Source organism: Paenibacillus sp. Z3-2 (assembly GCF_054161325.1).
Genome location: NZ_CP096397.1, coordinates 2,226,951 through 2,246,135, shown reverse-complemented (window position 1 = coordinate 2,246,135; position 19,185 = coordinate 2,226,951). Strand labels below are relative to the sequence as shown.

The 19,185-nt window shown below is 46.9% G+C and carries 17 protein-coding genes; 3 read left to right on the top strand and 14 right to left on the bottom strand.

Annotation, left to right across the window (positions count from 1 at the left end; all coding sequences use genetic code 11):
* The first annotated feature begins 9 nt into the window (after positions 1 to 9).
* Positions 10 to 1,998: a GTP-binding protein gene (locus M1D71_RS10075; RefSeq protein ID WP_458126328.1), complete on the top strand. Its 1,989-nt coding sequence runs from the start codon at positions 10 to 12 to the stop codon at positions 1,996 to 1,998.
* Positions 1,999 to 2,012: 14 nt separating this feature from the next.
* Positions 2,013 to 2,690 (top strand): tetratricopeptide repeat protein, encoded by a 678-nt coding sequence (locus M1D71_RS10070; RefSeq protein WP_458126327.1) that lies wholly within the window; start codon positions 2,013 to 2,015, stop codon positions 2,688 to 2,690.
* 111 nt (positions 2,691 to 2,801) lie between these two features.
* Here the strand turns inward: M1D71_RS10070 and M1D71_RS10065 are convergent, their stop codons facing one another.
* From M1D71_RS10065 to rpiA, 14 genes are all read right to left on the bottom strand, one after another.
* The gene (locus M1D71_RS10065; RefSeq protein WP_458126326.1) at positions 2,802 to 3,860 is read right to left on the bottom strand and encodes a phosphotransferase; all 1,059 of its coding nucleotides are present in this window, start codon (positions 3,858 to 3,860) and stop codon (positions 2,802 to 2,804) included.
* Positions 3,861 to 3,968: 108 nt separating this feature from the next.
* Positions 3,969 to 4,595, bottom strand: coding sequence for a GDSL-type esterase/lipase family protein (locus M1D71_RS10060; RefSeq protein WP_458126325.1), 627 nt, complete (start codon positions 4,593 to 4,595; stop codon positions 3,969 to 3,971).
* Positions 4,596 to 4,798: 203 nt separating this feature from the next.
* Positions 4,799 to 7,966: an MMPL family transporter gene (locus tag M1D71_RS10055; RefSeq protein ID WP_458126324.1), complete on the bottom strand. Its 3,168-nt coding sequence runs from the start codon at positions 7,964 to 7,966 to the stop codon at positions 4,799 to 4,801.
* Complete coding sequence (locus M1D71_RS10050) at positions 7,963 to 8,421, bottom strand: MarR family winged helix-turn-helix transcriptional regulator (protein ID WP_458126323.1); 459 nt, start codon at positions 8,419 to 8,421, stop codon at positions 7,963 to 7,965. Before M1D71_RS10050 ends, M1D71_RS10055 begins: the two co-directional genes overlap by 4 nt.
* A 218-nt stretch (positions 8,422 to 8,639) precedes the next feature.
* Positions 8,640 to 9,077 (bottom strand): GNAT family N-acetyltransferase, encoded by a 438-nt coding sequence (locus M1D71_RS10045; protein WP_458126322.1) that lies wholly within the window; start codon positions 9,075 to 9,077, stop codon positions 8,640 to 8,642.
* 63 nt (positions 9,078 to 9,140) lie between these two features.
* On the bottom strand, positions 9,141 to 10,127 hold the full coding sequence (locus tag M1D71_RS10040) for an N-acetylglucosamine kinase (RefSeq protein ID WP_458126321.1): 987 nt from the start codon (positions 10,125 to 10,127) through the stop codon (positions 9,141 to 9,143).
* Positions 10,128 to 10,195: 68 nt separating this feature from the next.
* Positions 10,196 to 10,909 (bottom strand): class I SAM-dependent methyltransferase, encoded by a 714-nt coding sequence (locus M1D71_RS10035; protein WP_458126320.1) that lies wholly within the window; start codon positions 10,907 to 10,909, stop codon positions 10,196 to 10,198.
* 129 nt (positions 10,910 to 11,038) lie between these two features.
* The gene (locus M1D71_RS10030; protein WP_458126319.1) at positions 11,039 to 12,016 is read right to left on the bottom strand and encodes an alpha/beta hydrolase; all 978 of its coding nucleotides are present in this window, start codon (positions 12,014 to 12,016) and stop codon (positions 11,039 to 11,041) included.
* Between the two features lie 37 nt (positions 12,017 to 12,053).
* Complete coding sequence (locus M1D71_RS10025; RefSeq protein ID WP_458126318.1) at positions 12,054 to 13,028, bottom strand: response regulator; 975 nt, start codon at positions 13,026 to 13,028, stop codon at positions 12,054 to 12,056.
* Positions 12,953 to 13,768, bottom strand: coding sequence for a sensor histidine kinase (locus M1D71_RS10020; protein WP_458126317.1), 816 nt, complete (start codon positions 13,766 to 13,768; stop codon positions 12,953 to 12,955). Before M1D71_RS10020 ends, M1D71_RS10025 begins: the two co-directional genes overlap by 76 nt.
* Before the next feature lie 12 nt (positions 13,769 to 13,780).
* Complete coding sequence (locus M1D71_RS10015) at positions 13,781 to 14,869, bottom strand: cobalamin B12-binding domain-containing protein (protein WP_458126316.1); 1,089 nt, start codon at positions 14,867 to 14,869, stop codon at positions 13,781 to 13,783.
* Between the two features lie 261 nt (positions 14,870 to 15,130).
* The gene (locus tag M1D71_RS10010) at positions 15,131 to 15,592 is read right to left on the bottom strand and encodes a MarR family winged helix-turn-helix transcriptional regulator (RefSeq protein ID WP_336761151.1); all 462 of its coding nucleotides are present in this window, start codon (positions 15,590 to 15,592) and stop codon (positions 15,131 to 15,133) included.
* Positions 15,593 to 15,607: 15 nt separating this feature from the next.
* The gene (locus tag M1D71_RS10005) at positions 15,608 to 16,189 is read right to left on the bottom strand and encodes a GNAT family N-acetyltransferase (protein WP_458126315.1); all 582 of its coding nucleotides are present in this window, start codon (positions 16,187 to 16,189) and stop codon (positions 15,608 to 15,610) included.
* Between the two features lie 44 nt (positions 16,190 to 16,233).
* Positions 16,234 to 16,905, bottom strand: a complete 672-nt coding sequence (gene rpiA, locus M1D71_RS10000; protein ID WP_458126314.1) for a ribose-5-phosphate isomerase RpiA — start codon at positions 16,903 to 16,905, stop codon at positions 16,234 to 16,236.
* A 508-nt stretch (positions 16,906 to 17,413) separates the two neighbouring features.
* Here rpiA and M1D71_RS09995 point away from each other — a divergent pair.
* A complete protein-coding gene (locus M1D71_RS09995) occupies positions 17,414 to 19,156 on the top strand; it encodes a methyl-accepting chemotaxis protein (RefSeq protein WP_458127211.1) in 1,743 nt (580 codons plus the stop codon).
* Positions 19,157 to 19,185 lie beyond the last annotated feature (29 nt).

Here is a 19,185-nt window from a genome sequence, read left to right as displayed (position 1 = left end):
TAACATCTTATGTTAAACGAATTAAATCGCAGGAATATTGGCATCTTCGCCCATGTAGATGCGGGGAAAACCACCACAACCGAGCATATGTTATACGAAAGTGGTGTCGTCCGCAGTCCCGGACGTGTGGATGACGGAACAACAGCCACAGACTCGCTGGACATTGAGAAAGAACGGGGCATATCCGTTCAGGCGGCCATGACCTCTCTCATCTGGAAGAATACCAACATTGACCTTATTGATACGCCTGGGCATATTGATTTCAGCTCCGAAGTAGAGCGAACGCTGCGCGTGATGGATGGTGCTATTCTGATTCTTTCAGCAGTGGAGGGAATTCAGTCCCAGAGCGAAGCCATCTGGCATGCCCTTCGTTCACTTCGCATCCCTACCATTATCTATATTAATAAAGTGGATCGGATTGGCGCGTCTGCCTCAGTGGTAATGGAGCAGATTCGTTCCACCCTGTCCCCTTTCGCATGCGAAATCCAAACATGCCATATCCATGAAGATTCATTTCATGGCATCGACTCCCTCTGGAATCCGAATCAAGATGCTCTGTCAGATTGCCCCCCTTCCATTCCAGGTCTGGTCGAGATCCTTGCCGAACTGGACGAAGAGGTCATGGAAGCTTACATTCAGGAGACTCCGTTATCTCAAAAAGATCTGAATGAAGTGTTCCTGCGGCATGTGCATCAGGGTGAGATGTTCCCTGTGTGTTATGGTGCTTCTGGCAAAGGAATCGGCGTCACGGCATTGCTGGATGCGGTCCTTGCATTTCTGCCTCCACCTGCACAGCCTGTGGACTCTCCGGTATCTGGTGTTGTGTTCAAAATTGAACGCGACCGCTCGATGGGACGCACAGCCTATGTCCGCATGTATGGTGGTAGCCTGCACAATCGGGATACCATTCATAATTCGACGCGGGAACTTGAAGAAAAAGTCACTCAGATTCGCCGCATGGACGGACGGAAATGGTCGGATACCGGTTCCGTTCACGCAGGACAGATTGCTGCACTCTACGGACTGAGCGACACGCATGTGGGTGACATTATTGGTAGTCCCGAGGGTGTACCTCCTCTGCCACAGATGGCTGTGCCGTTGTTGACGGTGCAAGTACATGGCAAAGACCCGGCACGTTACCCCGATCTTGTGGCAGCATTGCAGGAGTTGACGGATGAAGATCCCTTGCTCGACCTGCAATGGTTGCCAGAGGAACGAGAATTGCATCTCAAGGTCATGGGCACCATTCAGCTTGAGATTTTATCCAGCTTGTTACTGAGTCGTTTCGGACTGGATGTCGTGTTCGATCCGCCATCCGTTATCTACAAGGAGACACCCCGTGCAGCCGGAGAAGGTTACATTGCCTATACGATGCCAAAGCCCTGCTGGGCCATCCTCCGCTTCAGGATCGAACCTTTGCCTCGTGGAAGCGGTCTGATCTATACCTCGACCGTAAGGGCCGATCACCTGCTGGTACGTTATCAGAACGAAGTCGAACGACGGATACCCGAAGCCTTGTCTCAAGGCATGCTCGGTTGGGAAGTCACCGATTTGCGCATCACACTTGTGGAAGGGGAACATCATGTCTGGCATACCCACCCGCTTGATTTTGTCGTAGCCACACCGATGGGAATCATGGATGGATTGGCGAGAACAGGTACCACCTTGTTGGAACCACTCCTTCAGTTCAGGCTGACGGTCCCGGAGGAATACGGTGGCAAGGCCCTCAGCGACCTGGTACATATGCGGGCAACCTTCGAGGCTCCCGTCATCGGTGGTGGACGTTGTATTATTGAAGGGCTCATGCCTCTGGCAACCTCAATGGATTATCCGGTGAAGCTGCGTTCAGAGACTGGCGGCCGCGGGGTACTCACGACTTCGTTTGCCGGATACCAGGACTGTCCTGCGGATGTGACTCATGCTCGCAAACGGAGAGGGGTTAATCCGCTGGATCAATCGAAGTATATTTTAAGTGTACGAAACGCGATTACATCATAAATGGAGTTGACCTTGTGCTAATTAAATTTCTTATCTTTGGCCTTCTGTGGCGGATTATAGGTAATCCGTTCATTGCCATTCTGATCTTACTCGTTATATTGTATTTCCTGGATCGTCGTTACGTTGGCGTATTCCCAAGCTTCACGAAACCCCTCAAGCGTATGCGTAACATCTCCCGGCTTCGGCAACAACTTGCGATGAGCCCCAATGAAGTATCATCCAAGCTGGAGCTGGCTCGCCTGCTGATTGAGCGCAAACGTTACAGTGAGGCACATGCTTTATTGCTTGAACTGGAACGCCCATACGAACAATCGGCTGAGTATTGGGAGGCACTGGGGACGACTGAGCTGCATTTGGGTAATATCGAAAAAGGCGAACGCCATATTTTGCAAGCCCTTGGTATCAACCCTAGAGTCAAGTACGGACGCCCATATCTAACCCTTGCTGGAGCCTTCAAAGAAACACATCGGGACAAAGCGCTGAATTACGTGCATCAGTTTCAGGAGATTCATTCTTCATCCAGTGAAGCTTATTATCTGCTCGGCTCGGTACATCGTTCACTCGGAAACAATGCAGATGCTAAGCAGGCTTATGAGCAATCCTTAAACGTTTATCGCTCGTTGCCCAAATACAAGAAACGCCAGGAGCGCCGCTGGGCTGTCCGCAGTTGGTTCCGCAAGCGTGGATTGTAATGTCATCCGCTATACGCTGTAATATTCATATATAACTCTTCTAACCAATAAAAGTGCACTGATCTCTGCCCTTGTAGCAGAATTCAGTGCACTTTATTCATTGAAAACCGCTTAATATACCAATATTTCACGCAATCGTTCTTCATTCAGCCGCATCCAATCGATCCGCTGTTTGAGCTTCACAATCTGCTGTACAGCCACTTCCGGTTCATCTGTCATCTCGAACATGCGACTGATGAAATGCATGACCACATCCAGACTACGTAGCAGAATCAATCGCGGTATCGCTAACAGCTCTTCTGGTTCCAAGCTGACGTGTGCCCGAAATCCCTTAATCAAGCCCTCTTGTGCTTGCCACATCCAATCTTCACTCTTGTCCATAGTCAGAAGATCAGACATCGGAACAGCCAATTCCATTACCCGCAGATCCCAAGTGGCAAATTCAAAATCCAATATGGCACAGATTTCACCCTGCTCATCTGCCAACACATTAGAAGCATTCACATCCCCATGAACCAGTTGATGCGGCAGATGTTCCATTCCACGCAGTGCTTCAAACAAATCTGGTAGTGTAACCCTAAGTTGCTTCAGTTCATTCGCACATGCGGCCAATTGCACTGGCGGCGATGTGCATAGCTGTAATAATCGTTCGGGTGAACAGAGCGGATACGCATCCTGAATTCGATAATAAGGCGGGTAAACAGGTTCAAGGGGTATGTCCAGCGTAGCCATAACAGAAGACAGAGCACCTGCTGCTTGACCAAGCCCAAACAATTGAACTGGCGTATGCCAGATCGGATTGACGCCTTCCCGATAATGAAACAGAGTGACGATTTTGGTGTGACCTGTGAGGCTATCTTTGATAGCAAGGAATGTACCTCCCTCACCAGATAACCGTCTTACAGGTGAAGGCGTATCAAGCTTAAAGTTCGAACGTTTGAGGGCCTCCAGCACCTCGTGTTCAAAGGCGATTTTCATCGAATCATTATGTGTTTCATATTGTCTCAGTACGTAACTAGTCCCGTCTACATGGAGCATGTAGGTAGAATTATTCATTCCACCTTTTCCACGCTCACCTTTCCAGTCCGATGTGAAACCATATAAGGCCAACACTTCGGATATACGTTGCTGCTCTGAATGATGGAGGGAACCGGAATCGATGTTTTGCACCAAATATTAACCCCTTTATCTCACAAAATGGAACTGTCATCTATTTATCTTAAAGGAACTCCACTGCTTGGTCTAGTTCTGTTCCAACGTAATCCATGCTTCTCTAGTTCAAGAGAACGGATAATATCTGATCCGATTCAGCTGTTCTGCAATGACACGATATCCTCTTGCATTAGGGTGCACCTTGTCCCAGAATAACAGTTCACGTTCACGACCTTCAAACCTGTCATAGACCTGAGCACACGCATAGTTTCCTGATCCCGCTCCATTCAGAAATGAATTATATTGGCGCACCCAGTACGCAGCTTCCGTCACTTGTGGATACGGGTTGTACAATCCGATGGATCGGACCATATACTCACTGTTACCCTTCAACTGCCGAATGTGCCGCATGATCTGGGATACATTACTGCGGGTTTCTCCGAGCACCTGTGTCATTTTGCTGGCATTCGGAATGCCACCACTTGCTTTAAACGTGCGAATCAGATCATTCCCACCAATGGATAATGTAATAATATCCGCTTCACGCAGCGATTGCCGTACTCGGGGATGCGATGAGATCATCTGTAACATTTCTCCCGAAGTCAGTCCATTGACGCCCATATTTTCCATGGATACAAACGCACGGACATTCATTTCCGCCATTCGTCGATATAAAGGAACAAAGCCGGTGCCCAGCAACGCTCCTGTACCTACCGTTAATGAATCGCCTATAGCCACATATCGATATACCATCCCGTCGCCCCTCTCTGCTGTGATTTCTCTGAACAATAATGAACTGCTCTATATCTTATGATGAGTGGGACGACAAGGCGCGGGATGGTGTCCTTAGGCATCAACCTTTCTTTTGCACAAGGCAGTAGTTTTCTTTTAGAGGTGAAAAAATAGAAAAAAGGCCCTGCCGCATAACGCGGCAGAGCCTAATCCATTGCAAAGTATTACATGCCTATGGTCCGATCCGAATCAGCGGAATCCGCCTGTTCCTTGTTAGGGAATGGCCACCAGTTGGCCCGGCCAAACATCTTCACCATCACTGGAACGAAGAATGGTAAGAACAGCAAAGAGTACAAGATCAGTCCGCTAAGGACGACCGTAGCAATCTGCATCATCGAGAGAACACCGGATGGATACATGGCAGCAAATGTACCGCTCAGAATGACCGCTGCCGAGAGGATAACGGTCCCCATGTTCTTCATCGCGTACAACATGGCATCCTGTACTTTCATGCCTTTGTTCTCATTGAAACGGTCCATCAGGAAGATGCTATAATCCACACCGAGTGCAATCAGCATGACAAATCCGAAGAACGGAGTAACCCAGCTGATGCCTGCGAATCCGAGGATATTAACAAAGATCACTTCCGTTAACGCCATCGATGTGAAATATGCCAGTAATAAGGAAACGATCAGATACAGCGGCATAATGATCGAGCGGAGCAGCACAACCAAAATAATAAATGTGCCTGCCAGCATCAGCATTACAGTCCGTGTATAGTCGTTATTCGAGATCTCCTGCAGATCTGCAAACGTACTGGTAACTCCGCCTATGGCGATGTCTGCTTTTTCAAGCGTACTGCCTTGTACCGCACGATGCACAGCAGCCTCAATGTCAGGGACACGATCAATGGCTTCTGTTCCGTATGGATTTTCGGCGAAAATAACGTCGATAGTCATCGTCTTCCGGTCTTGGGACAGATACGTATCGAATACCTGTGTGAAGTCTTTGTTGCTCAGTGCTTCTTCAGGAACGTACCAGCCTGCCAGATCCGAATCCGGTGAATTTTGCAATTGTGTCAGATAGTCTTGAGCTGAATCCAGTCCCCCGGATACCTGTTTAATACCATCGACACTTTGATTCAAGCCATCCGTTAGTTGTGTCAGTTGACCACTCAGATCTGAGAAGCCTTGCTGAATTTTCTCCTGTCCACCCTGAAGCTGACCAAGTCCGGTCTGAATGGAAGGTATCTCCTTAATGACTTTCCCTTGACCATCAGCGGCCTGTTTCAGACCTCTCTCAAGCTGACTGATTCCCGTTACAATCTGGCCAAGACCATCGGCAAGTGCTTTTTGTCCGGCTGCTGCGGAGGCAAAACCTTCATTGGCCTGATTAATTCCAGCTGCGGCTTCCCCAAGTTTGGTCTTAATCTGACCCAAACCTTGAGCAAGCTGCGCTGTGCCAGAACCCGTTTCACCTATCGTGCCTTTGATACGCTGGTAGTCAGCATCCTGCTGTAATTCAGGATAACGTTCTTCAAGTGCTGTGAAGGATTCGGACAGACTGGTTAGAGCCGTTGAAACCCCGTTCAGCTGCTGCTCCAGCTCACGGGTTCCATCCCCCAGTGCAGCGACACCAGCTCCTGCCTGACGATAGGCTTCAAGTAACTGATTGTTCGCCTGCGCAAGTTGATCTGCGCTCGTTTTGGCTTGCTGGAGCCCTGCTTTCAGATCCCCTGCACCTGCAGAACCATCTCGAATGCCTTTTTCAATCTGCCCAAGTCCCTCACTTAGCTGCGTGATACCCGATTGCAACTGGGTGGTTCCTTTGGTAAGTTCACCCGCTCCATCAGCAGCTTCTTTTAACTGTGGTTCATTTTTACTTAGCTGACTGCTGGCTTCACTCAGACCATCACGGATTTTGTCCAGCCCCGTCTTGCCTTCACCCAGTCCATCAGATAATGTTCCCACTTGCTGTGTAACTTCAAAATCTTTAATCTCATCACCCGTAGGTCGTGTCATACTGCGGACACCAGAGACTCCGGCTACTTTCTCTACTTCCCGGCTAATTTTCTCTGCAACGGCCATATACTTCGCATTATCCATCGCTTCATCGTTCTGAATGACGATCTGACCCGGCAGCGATTCACCCGGACCGAAGCTGTCAGAGATAATGTTGAATGCTTTTACTGAATCATATTTCTCGCCAATCTCATCGAGACTGTTAAACGACAGTTTACCATCGTAGGTTGCCAGAAGAGGCACACAGACAGCTGCAACGATAAGCAGCGCAGCCCATGGACGTTTCAGCGAGAAGCGACCAGCGGCACCATAAATTTTGCTCTCGGCATGCTCAAGTGAACCCTTCGACGGCCAGAATAGCTTCTTGCCCAGCACCGCCATGAAAAATGGTACGATGGTCACCAAGGCCAGCATCATCACAGCAATACCTACAGCTACGGCAACCGCAGAACGGTACAACATAAACTGGGCAAAGCCGATGGCAATGAATCCAACCAGCACGGCAAGAGCCGAGAAGAGTACCGTTTTACCCGCAGTACGATAGGTGGCAATGATGGCATCCCACGTATTCTCATGATGAGCCAGTTCTTCCTTGAACCGACTGATTAACAGGATACAATAATCCGTACCAATCCCGAACATGACGGCGACCATAAAGATCTGTGTAAACGTGGATATCGGGAAGTCAACTCCATCCACGAGGAATGCAACAATCTGTTGCGATACAATGTAACTGATCCCCACCGTCAGCAGTGGTACAAACGGAGCTACAAACGAACGGAAGACCAGGAACAGAATAAGTAAAATAAAGACAACTGTAATATATTCCGATTTCTTGAGCCCCTCTTGGGAACTTTCGATGGTATCCTCGTCAATCAGACCTTTACCGGTTATGTAGTGCTCCACATTGACGGACTTCAATGATTCATTCAGGTCTTCTCGCATTTCCTTGACCGTGCGATCTCCCTGATCGATGGATAGTGACGTTAGAATGGTTTTGCCATCAGCTGAGATCATCTTCTCGGACAACTCAGGCTGAGAAAAAGGTTCCAGAATGGACAGAATGCCCAACTTCTCCTTATCGGCCTCCAAGTTCTTAATGGCCTGCTCTGCCTCTTGTGTTCCCGTGGTACCCAGACCATCCGGGTTATAAAACACAAGCGCGATCTGGCTACCCTGTTGCTCTCCTTTTTGTGCTGCAGCTTCATTCAAAATCGCTGCTGCCTGGGTGGAAGAGTACCCTTCAGGAACCGAAAACTGCCCCTTCTCCCGAATGAGTTCACTCATGTTAGGGGCAGTAAACATCAAAACGGCAGCTACAACAACCCATAGCCCCATTAACCACCATCTTGCTTTCAATATCGCTCTCATTCGTTCTCCTGTCCTCCTTCATGCGTTAGCAAAGCTGCAAGCTTCTCAAAAGATTCAATGAAAATTCGAACCTCTTCCGGTTTAAAATGAACCAGATACGGCTCCAGAATCTGCTGTATTTCCTGTTCTGTTTCCCTGTATACCTGTCGTCCGGTATCCGTCAGTGTCAGATATACAACGCGGCGGTCGCGTTCATCCCCGGCCCGATGGACCAGATCGCGATCCACCAGCTTGTTGATCAAAGCGGTAATGCTGCTCTTACCTATGCACAGAAGCTCTGCCAGATCAGAGGGTGTGCAGGAAGGTTTCTCTTCAATCAGACGAAGTGCGCAAAACTGATCGGTCGTTATGGTCTGCCCCACTTGTTCACGTATCCGCGTATCGAACCGCTTATTGACCAGAAAGGAAGCATCCAAATAGCGGTTCACCAAACTTTTCGCATCCGGTGTATTCATTCTTCATTCTCCTTTCCCGAATCTATATAGTTCGCTTGGCGAACTATTCTCTTGTGAAACTATTCTATAATGAAACAATCTCTTATAGCAATACTTTTTTCCTGGTTTTATGATAAAAAAACAAAAAAACAGGACGTCCGACTCAGCTAATTGCCAAATCCAACATCCTGTAATGATTATGATCCATATACTTCATAAAGTAATAAAATTTCTCTGTGTTACTCTTCCTCTGTATCTTCCTCTTTTTCAAGCACACAACGGAATCGCTCCACACCTGGGTATAATTCACCCAGACTATACACCACGAACCCCGTATTCCGATAAAACTCGACGGCTTCCAGTTCGGTCTCAGCGATCAGTCTATCGGGATTGTATGTTGCCAACAGTTGTGAGATCATACCGCGTCCATAATTTTTGAAGCGGTTTTCAGGCAAAACCGCGATATGATGAATGGTAATCTCACTTGTTCCTGTCTTCTCATATCCAATCAGACCGATCAACTGTCCTTCATCTTCGTAACCGGCCATTTGCAGCTCGTCCTTCTCTACATATTGTTGCAACGCACGGTTCAAGTGATCCGGATCAGGAAAGACCGAATAGGACAACAGTTCCTGCACTTCCGGCTCCTGTATGCGTGATTTCAAATTAATTAACACCTTGATTCCTCCTATACCTTGCTTGTTTCCGTTATCGTATTGTAGTCGTTAGCCTCTAAAAGTTCAAGTCGTGTGCCGATTCAGCTCCGATTGAAGCACAGCCGAGACGTCGTCTGGTACCTTGATCACCGCCAAATGATATGCATCCAACAATGCACCTCCAACTGCTGGCAGATGGCTAGTCATGTATTGAATTGTTTTTCCATTGGGTTGATAGGCAGCATCCAGCCCTTTCTGAACAGCTTCCACCATAAATGGCGAACTCAGACAACTTCCGGTAAGATTCAAGGACACTGTTGGATGTTCAAAACAGGATGCAAGCATCAAGATGCCCACAACGGCCGTGTCAGCAGCCGAGTCACATACCCTAACAGCGAGGGGAATATTGCGAGCAGCAGCTTCAGTCACCATAGACGCCATCTGACCAAATTTCCGGTTGGTCGCCTGTTTATTTTCGGCAAAACCGGCTACCCCCAGCGCAGCGAGCTCTCGGACTGAGGTAACATTCCAATATGCCAACACCTGCTCAATCCAAGCTTGATCCTGCGGCCCATAACGTCCTGCAAGAATGGAATGCACTGTGTCGTAAGCCAAAAAACGTGCTGCTGTCGGCGCATAATGACCGAACTGATCATTGCGGATCCAAGAACCCTGTTCCGTTCTGCCAAGGATTAAAGAGCCCGTCCCTCCAATAGCGACAATGCCTGGCTCACCGTCGAAGGCCGCTGTATGTGCGATGTGCGTATCGTTTACTGCACTGATCCTGCCTGTAATCCCCGTACGAGCGAGTAATGCCTCAGCCCAAACTGTATCTTCAGGCTGATTCAAGCCTGCCATCCCTGCCTGAATGGAGGCGATCTGACTCGGCTTGAGCCCGGCTTGAGTTATCGCTTCGGCGATAGCTTCCAGCACATTTTGCTCAGCATTAGTATCGTGATAGCGGTTGCAACCACTCTTTTGCACATAGGATAAAAGCTTCCCGTTCTGATCGGCGACAGCCACACGCGTATGGCTCCCTCCTCCATCCATCCCTATTACATATGTATTCATCCTTGACTATCTCCCTTCAGACTACACATTAAGAGTGCCGGGTCCATTGTCAGATCCCGGCGGAGAGTTTATTGCTTTTGTACAGCAAAACGAAGCAGTTCACAACGAAACTGTGTCGGTTCATTATACTTTTCCTCTTCAATCGTCTGTGTAACATGTTCTTGAAGTAGAATATTCCAACCTTCGTAGGCATCCTCCAGCAAAGCGATCGCTTCAACGGTCGACAAGTTCAGTTCAATTAATGGTTCAATCTCCTTACCTGTATTGATTTCTTTCTCCTCCACATTGGTGCTCATCGTAATACAATGAATGCCCCCTGTACGAGTTCCGGCCTGTAACCGGTCTATCGCTTCCATGAAGGCTTGCTTGTTCGAGACATGTTCCAGACAAGAACAAGCAGCTATATAATCAAAATAGTTTGGCTCCACAGCATAATGTTCAACATCGGCTTTCACCGCCTGCACGATATGATCAACCTGATATTCTTTCGCATACTTGCGAAGTCCGTTTACTGCCTCATCGAGTAAATCCACACCGATGACTTCACTGTTGGTCTGGGCAAGACGCTGTGCAATCGGTATCGTATGTCTCCCGACTCCGCATCCCAGATCAAGAACACGCAGTTCCTCCTTGTGAGCAAGGAGACGTTCCAGCATATCCATCACCATAGGCATGGGCCTCGACATCCAGGTACCAGAGGCGAATAATTCATTATTCTGATAGAAATTGGAATGATAACCTGCCTCTGCTTTTCGCGCAGCCTCAAATTGTTCGTTTCCCATCAAGATACCCCCATCAATTAGAAAATGATTTTGCATCTTCTACTTAATACCCAGATTGCCACACAAAAATCAATTAAATGCCCAGCCCCTTTATTCATCGGCATGCCTACAAGCACAAGGTCATCGCCTTTACTTGGCCTCTGAACTTACAGGCACGAAGCACGAAGGCGATAGATTCTTTTTCATAAAGGATTCCAGTGCTGCCTCATATCGGATGCGATCCACTTGAAACGCTGTGCCATGGCCCGCCCGGGGAATTGTGAGCAATTCTTTCTCGGTCGGACAAGCTTCGTATAACCTGTACACCATTTCTGTTGGTACGAACGTATCAGCTTCACCGTGGATGAACAGCACAGGCACGTTGACTTTGGCAAGTTGATTCAGCGCGGATGCCTCCCTGAAAGAGTATCCTGCCTTCCATCTGGAGAGCAGACTTGTGACGGGTATGAACGGAAATGCAGGAAGTTTGTATAATTGCTTCAATTGGAACTTCAGTTCTTCTTCCACGGAGGTATACGCGCAATCAGAGACAATCGCTTTAACTTGGCTTGGCAGAGCTTCACCACCTGTCATCAGTACGGTTGCTCCTCCCATGGATATGCCGTGCAATAGGATTTCCCCTTGTGTACCCACCTTTTCCAGCACCCAGTTGGTCCACTGGACATAATCCTTCCGATCTAACCAGCCAAAACCGATGATATGCCCTTCGCTCTGTCCATGACCTCGATCATCTGGCATGAGTACGTTATAGCCGTGCTTTTCAGCATAAAACCTGGCGAATCCAGCCATTTCTCTGCCTCTCCCCGAATAACCATGTGCCAGAATAACCGTCTGATCTGACCCACTATTGGAACCGAGCCATGTACCATACAGTTTTAATCCATCATGCGATTGAATAGATATCTCTTCTGTAGGCTGAGCATCAAGCCACTTCAGATCGGAAGCACTGCTGATGATTTCATTGTCCGGTTCAGGCATCAGATTCGGATTATCCACCAAAAACGTTTTGGGCGTACGTCGAATGGCAGTTTTGAAAAAATAAAGCCCTCCTGCCCATAGAAGAGCAAGAACGATCAGAATCAGTGCCCCAAGTCCGTAGAATAACATGAACGTGACCTACCTTTCCTTCCTAATTACAATGTGTTCAATTCTTACTTACTCGTTGCAGGGCCGCACATGCTTCTTGAAAAGCAGGCAGCAAAGTATCTAGCAACGGTTCTGCTTTACGCGATTGGCCTTCCTTGGAGAACTGCTCTACCTGGGCAAACAAAGTCGATAGATAACGAATCCCCAGACTCAAACTACCTGATTTCAGATCATGGGCTACCCCTGTTGCAGCTGCATGGTCTCCCAAAACAATATGTCTACGCAGCACTTCGATCTTGCCAGGTGTTTCGGTACGATACATGTCCAATAACATACCCAGAAGTGAGCCATCGCCATCGGTGTTTAATTCCGCAATCTCATGCACGATACTCATATTCAGTACCTCTGTCGATTCAGAAGGTTGCTGCCACTTCTGGATCATCGTACTAAGGATCTCCAACGTGAACGGTTTACCGATGAAGTCATTCATTCCGGCTTCCCTACACTTGTCTTTCTCTCCTTGCATAACATTACCTGTCATCGCAATGATTGGGGTGGCATGACGCATTTCATCCATTTCTATCGCGCGAATTTTGCGTGTTGCTTCCAAGCCGTCCATTAATGGCATCATATAATCCATTAGAATCAAACTGTATTTTTTGCTGAGAAAAGCAGCTACTGCTTCCTCCCCATTCAAGACAGCGTCCACTTGGGTGATTCCCAGCTTTTTGAGTTGCAACATAACAAGCTGCCGGTTGATCACGTTATCATCGGCCAACAAGACAGATACGGAAGAAGCTTCATCCCCCACAGCCTGGGCTTGAATCTGCTCAGACAACGGTGGGCCGGACTCGGGAGCGGACGGGTTACCTTGTTTCTTGTTAAGCCCAAGTTCGAACCAGAATGTTGATCCTTCACCCTCTTTGCTGTCTACTCCGATCTGACCTTCCATCAGTGTTACGAGCGATCTGCAGATCGATAATCCAAGACCCGTTCCTTCATACTCGCTCGAACGGCCTCGTTCTGTCTGCATATAGGGTTGAAATAATTGGTTCTGATCTTCTTCCGAGATACCAATCCCTGTGTCTTCACTTCAAATCGGATCATTTGAGTAATCTCATCATTCTTAATAAGGGTAACTCGTATCCGTACCGTACCTTCTGATGTGAATTTGTTTGCATTCTGAATTAGATTGATGAGCACTTGCGTAATTCTCGTTGAATCCCCTTCCAGAAGAGTTGATATTCTGGAATCAAAGTCTACCGATAACTGATTGCCGTTCTTTCTGACTTGAGGTTCAAGCAAACGAACAATATAATGTATCGTTTCTTGCAGATCCACATCCCCCAGTTCAAGTCGCATCTGCCCCGCCTCAAGTTTGGACAAATCCAGAAGATCCTGAATCAGCTTAAGCAGCAGTCTGGCAGCATCCTGTATAACAGAAACAGAATTCTCCTGTTCTTCAGACAAAGGAGACAGCCGCAGCATCTCAGCCATCCCCAATATTCCATTTAATGGCGTACGAAAATCATGACTGATTCCTGCAATAAATGCGCTTTTAGATTCACCTGCATCTACTGCTTTCTGACGTGCGGCTTCAAGACTAATATTGTTCTTCGCAAGCAGACGCTGGAGTGTGACCAGTTCATTATTCATATCCGAGAATTCCGCAAGCGTCCGTTCCTCCTGCTCTCTGCTACGGATCATCTGATCCGATAACTGCTCAATCGTTCTGCGCAGCCTCTGTATCTCTCCGTTCTCATCAGGCACCACATCACCCCTCTCCTAATCCCTAACCATATCATGATGATCACATGAAACTGGCTGAGCCAGTAATTGTTCTGCGACGACAACTGCTTCATTAGCTCCTGAAGCATAACCGTCAGCTCCTATCGTTCTCCACAGCTCCTGATCAATATTAAAGGGATATCCCCCAACCATAATCTTCACATGTGCCGTTGCCGGATGATGACGTATTAGATGGATGAGCTCTTTGGCCAGATGAAGATGATACGTCATCGTAACTGAAATCGCAACAACATCGCCCTGATGGCGCTCTATGGCCTCTACTACACTTCCATTGGGAACATTCGCTCCCAGATAGTACGCATTCCAACCTTCCATCTCGAACACATCTGTGAGCATGCGTAGTCCGATCTCATGTTGTTCACTGCCTACACAGGTGGCAACCAGCTTTTTATCCTGACCGTTATCCATCAACCAGCGTGAGTAGAGACGTGAGATGAATGACTGGGTCGCTGCCGTACAAAAGTGTTCCTGTCCTACACTGATCCGATTGCATTGCCACAATCGCCCTATTTCGTACTGGCTAGGCTGAAAGATATATCGATAAATATCACGAATCGTCGCCCCGGCTTCTAACTGAACTTCAATGATCTCAAAGGCTTCTTTTCGTTTATTATCAAGCAAACACTGCAAGTACGATTGAGCAGCCTCTCCATAAGGCATGGATTCATTAATGTAACCTGCATGTGACTCCGTTTGTGTTGTTCTATATATTCCCATCTCCAGATAATCGAGCAGAAGCGCCTTTGACGGATGGTCAAATTCCTCTTCCAATGTCTCTTTAATCAGATTGAGATTAATCGCCAGGTCTTCTGCCGATACCTTGTAACCCTCAAGTAGAACTTTCAGCCACGCAATATAATGCGTAAAGAGTTGAGGACTCTGTGCGAGCGCACTTTCGGCCAAATAGTTCAAGCTATACTCAGAATCCTGTTTGGTTCGCATTTTTCCATTCTCGCCAAATCTCTCAAGTAAATCGGGCTGTCTGAGATACTGTTTCTCCGTTATTTTATCAGCCAAGTTACTGGCTTGTTGGAGTAAGTGTTCTCCTGCTTCTCGATGACTCATGGACGCATCCCTCCTCTACTCGGGAATGAGATCGACGTTAGCTAACTTGCAGTTTGGGATAGGTTCATCTACGTGATCTTTAATGCTGTTATCCATCCATTCCGCTCTCCATATGTCTGTTCCATTATACATGAACTTTTGATAAGCATGCGTTTGCGCTATCAATGTATAGAATAATTTTCCTATATTATGTAGAACCATGCAAGTTACTCAGCCAGTATCTGCTATACTTTTCGTGCTCCACAAAAAAACTGACCTGCGTTATGAACGCAAGTCAGTTTTCCCTTCTGCAGCCAAGCCCAGCTTCTTCAACATCCGTATCGCATCCACTTTCTCTGAAGGGTCCAGTCCTTCCAAAGCATCAATGATAACCTGGTGATGTTGAGGAAATATCTCTGTGAACAATTGTCTTCCTTCCTCGGTTAATTCAGCGTAAATCACACGCCGATCTTCCTTGGATGGCCGACGAAACAGCAGATTTTTATTTTGTAACTTATCTACAACATACGTAATATTACCACTGGACATCAGTACCTTTTCACCGATCTTTTGCAACGCCTGTGGTCCCTTATGATATAACAAGTCAAGCACGCCAAATTCTGTCGTATTCAGTCCATGACTCTGGATGTCCCGATTGGAACGTGAGGTCACAGAATTGTAGGCCCGTACAAGAACCACAAATAATTGTAAAGATAGTTCCCGGTTGTCCTCCGTGTTCAGCATTTCAATAATCCTCCATCAGTTGTTTACATTTCCGCTCGCATTAGACGAAAGCTTCTGCTCCCACTCCTCGCGAAGCATTCCCATACGAATTGAATCATAGTATTCCCCGCGAACGATACGACACTTCCGCATTCGCCCTTCCACCTGCAACCCGGCTTTTGCAGCCGCACGCATCATTCGTTCATTGCCGGACCATGTGGTCAATCCCACCCGAACCAGAGGTAGATGTTCAAACAAATGACTTGACCACATCACAAGTGACCGCGTACCAATTCCGCTTCCCCATCGGGCAGATCTGTATATCACAATCCCAATTTCCAGCCACATGGATAACTCATCTTCTATATAATAGCTGATCGTACCCACGATTTGTCCGTCAAATTCTATGATACGGATCGACACAGGTTTGGACTCGCTTTGATCAACGTTCATACGTTTGAGCATCCCTTGTTCAAAACTTTCATAGCTTTCGTGTTCGAGAGGATAATAGGGTGCATCCCACTGCTTCCATTCCGGAATGTCATCACTATAAATCAATTCATAGAGTTCGCGCAGATCCTTCTTCTCCACACACCGGAGAACAAGTTCACCATCCACTAGGGGTAGTTCTTTTATACCTATAGGAAGCACCCTCTTTCAAATTAAGAACGATGAAGCTCTTCGATACTACCGTCCGCATGGGCAAGAATGACTGTGCTCGCCATATCCACAAATAGTCCGTTATCAACAACACCCGGTAGCATGTTCAATTGAACAGTAAGGTCCGCAGCATGATCGATCACTTCCATGTGGCAATCCGCGATCAGGTTTCCGTTGTCTGTCAGATAACGCTCCTGTCCATCCATCCGCCATTGTGGGTGACACCCCAGTTTTTCGAGAGCCTGGAAGGTCCACTCTGAAGCAAACGGAACCACCTCAACCGGTAGCGGGAATTTTCCCAACTTTTGTACGGCTTTGCTGCCATCTGCTACAATAATCAATTTGTCACTATTGGCAGCCACGATTTTCTCACGCAAAAGAGCCCCGCCGCCACCTTTGATCAGGTTAAATTCGGGATCTACTTCATCTGCGCCATCAATGGTCAGATCCAGACGTCCAATCTGGTCAAAGGGAACAATGGGGATACCCCATTCCCGGGCGAGCTTGTCCGAAGCTTCCGAAGTGGCCACCGCTTGAATATTCAATCCATCACGTACCCGCTCACCGATTCTGCAGATCGCATAATAAGCTGTTGAACCTGTCCCTAATCCAACCTTCATTCCATCTTCAACATATTCTGCCGCACGCTCTGCTGCTATCTGTTTAAGATTCATCTATAAACCCCCGCCTGCTCATAATTTGAGAAATGCATATGTAGTTATTATAGATAAAACCGCTTCCGATGTATATCCGTGCCTTCTGTTGCATCTTTACCAATCTTTTTTCCAATGTTTGAGGATGTATTTTTACCCACCATGTTATAGAATACAGAATGAAGCTAAAAAATGGGAAATTTTAAAATAAACAGTTCTAAATACCTATATTTCGTCTGATATGTCCATAAATACGTAAAATATTTAAAAATTTTTAACAGAACTATTCAATTTAACGACATTTTATACGACATATTAATTATAGATGTGTTTTAATAATTAGACACCTATGGTTCATACGGTACATAAGTCTCTACGATAGCGACTGTTAAACCAAGACCATTGTCGCATAAATTTCCTTTGGAGGGGATCACGAGATGATCTAGTTCACTGTACCAAGGCAACCTTAAGTTTCTTAATTTAAAGAAGATCAGGAGTGGAATTTGTGAAATCATTAAGTTGGAAAAGTATGTCGTTTTTCTCCAAAAATCTGTTACTCTCATTTACCAATATCATTATCATCGGGGTAGCACTGATTGCAAGCAGTTACTATTTTCAGAAAACAGTTCTTGTTGATCAGCTGCATGGACAGGTGGAACAAATCACCAAGAAATGGGCTGAAGATATCAACCCCACCGAAGTACAAGCTGCTATTGCGGAAGGCAGCTATGATGGAACAACACAAACGAAATTACGAGCGTATTTCGATGAAATGCAAGAATATTATCCTAACATTGCACAAGCCTACCTCTTCGGTGTTGAGCTCGGTGGCGACAACAATAGATTAACGTCACTTGTAGCGATGCCGACCAACCTGAGAGAGGCTTTTCAAAGTGAGAGCGTAAATATCGGTGACATGTATGAGCAGCCCGTCGTTGTAGCCAATGCGCTGAAAGAAATGCTCAATACGGATCGCCCAACGTTTACAACGTTCTATTCCGATGATTTTGGAACCTGGACAACCATTGCTTATCCAATTAAAGATAGCAACGGCAAGATTTTCTCTTATTTCGCCGTTGATGCAGATGCATCAGCCGTACCCGCAGGACTGAACTCATTGCTCAAGAACGGAATCATTATCCTGGTAGCCTTCTTGCTATTATTCCTGATTATCCAATACCTTGTGGTTAAAAACACACTTTCCCCTATCCGTCACTTGATTAAAGGAATTGATGACGTAAGTCGGGGTAATTTGAATGTCAACATTCCAACAGGCAAGGACGATCTGGGACTGGTTAACGAGAAGTTCAACACCATGGTTCGCAAAATCAACGATACGATCGTTAAAGTGCAACTCACATCTCAAGAAGTAAATCAGTCTGCCAAAGAACTATATGAAGTTTCCGAAAGAAACAGCGAGAACGCGGATTCCATTAATAACAATGTTACACAAATCACTTCCAACATTCGTTCACAGGAGCAGGCAACCCGGGATAGTGCACGTGCCATGTCCGAGATGGCTACCGTGATTCAGACGATTGCCAGCAGCTCCGCAAGTGTAGCGGATGAAGCGTATGAAATGGAACGCCGCTCACAACAAGGGAACAGCGTTGTCCGTCAAGTGTCCGAACAAATGAATCTGATTACGGAATCGGTTAAGAATACCGCTTCTGCCATTGAGGTCCTGGAGAGTCGTTCACAGGAAATCGGCGATATTCTCAATATCATCTCTGGAATCTCCAGCCAGACCAACTTGCTTGCCCTCAATGCATCCATCGAAGCAGCACGTGTCGGTGAGGAAGGAAGAGGATTTGCAGTTGTCGCAGGTGAAGTACGTAAACTTGCCGAGCAGTCTGAACAAGCGACCAGTCAGGTTGGCGTATTGATCCAGGAGATTCAGGCTGGAATTAAACAAGCGGTTCGTGCCATGGAGCAAGGTACATCCGAAGTAGATACAGGGCTCAGTGTAGCCGATCAAACGGGACAATTGTTCGAAGATATCCTCGAAGCAGCGAAAAAAGTTTCGAATCAGATTCAGGAAGTTTCAAGCGCTACGGAAGAAATTTCTGCAGGTACTGAAGAAATGACCGCTACAGCAGATGATTTATCTTCAAGCGTAAGCAAGACAGCAGACAGCAGTGAACAAATCTCCTCATCAGTAGATGAGCAAAAAGCATCTTTGATTACATTGGTAGACTCTTCCACACGCCTTACCAGCATGTCAGAGGAACTCCAAGAACTGATCTCTCATTTCAATGTAAGCAAACAATAATTCAAATCCACCAACATTCGGTTTGAACC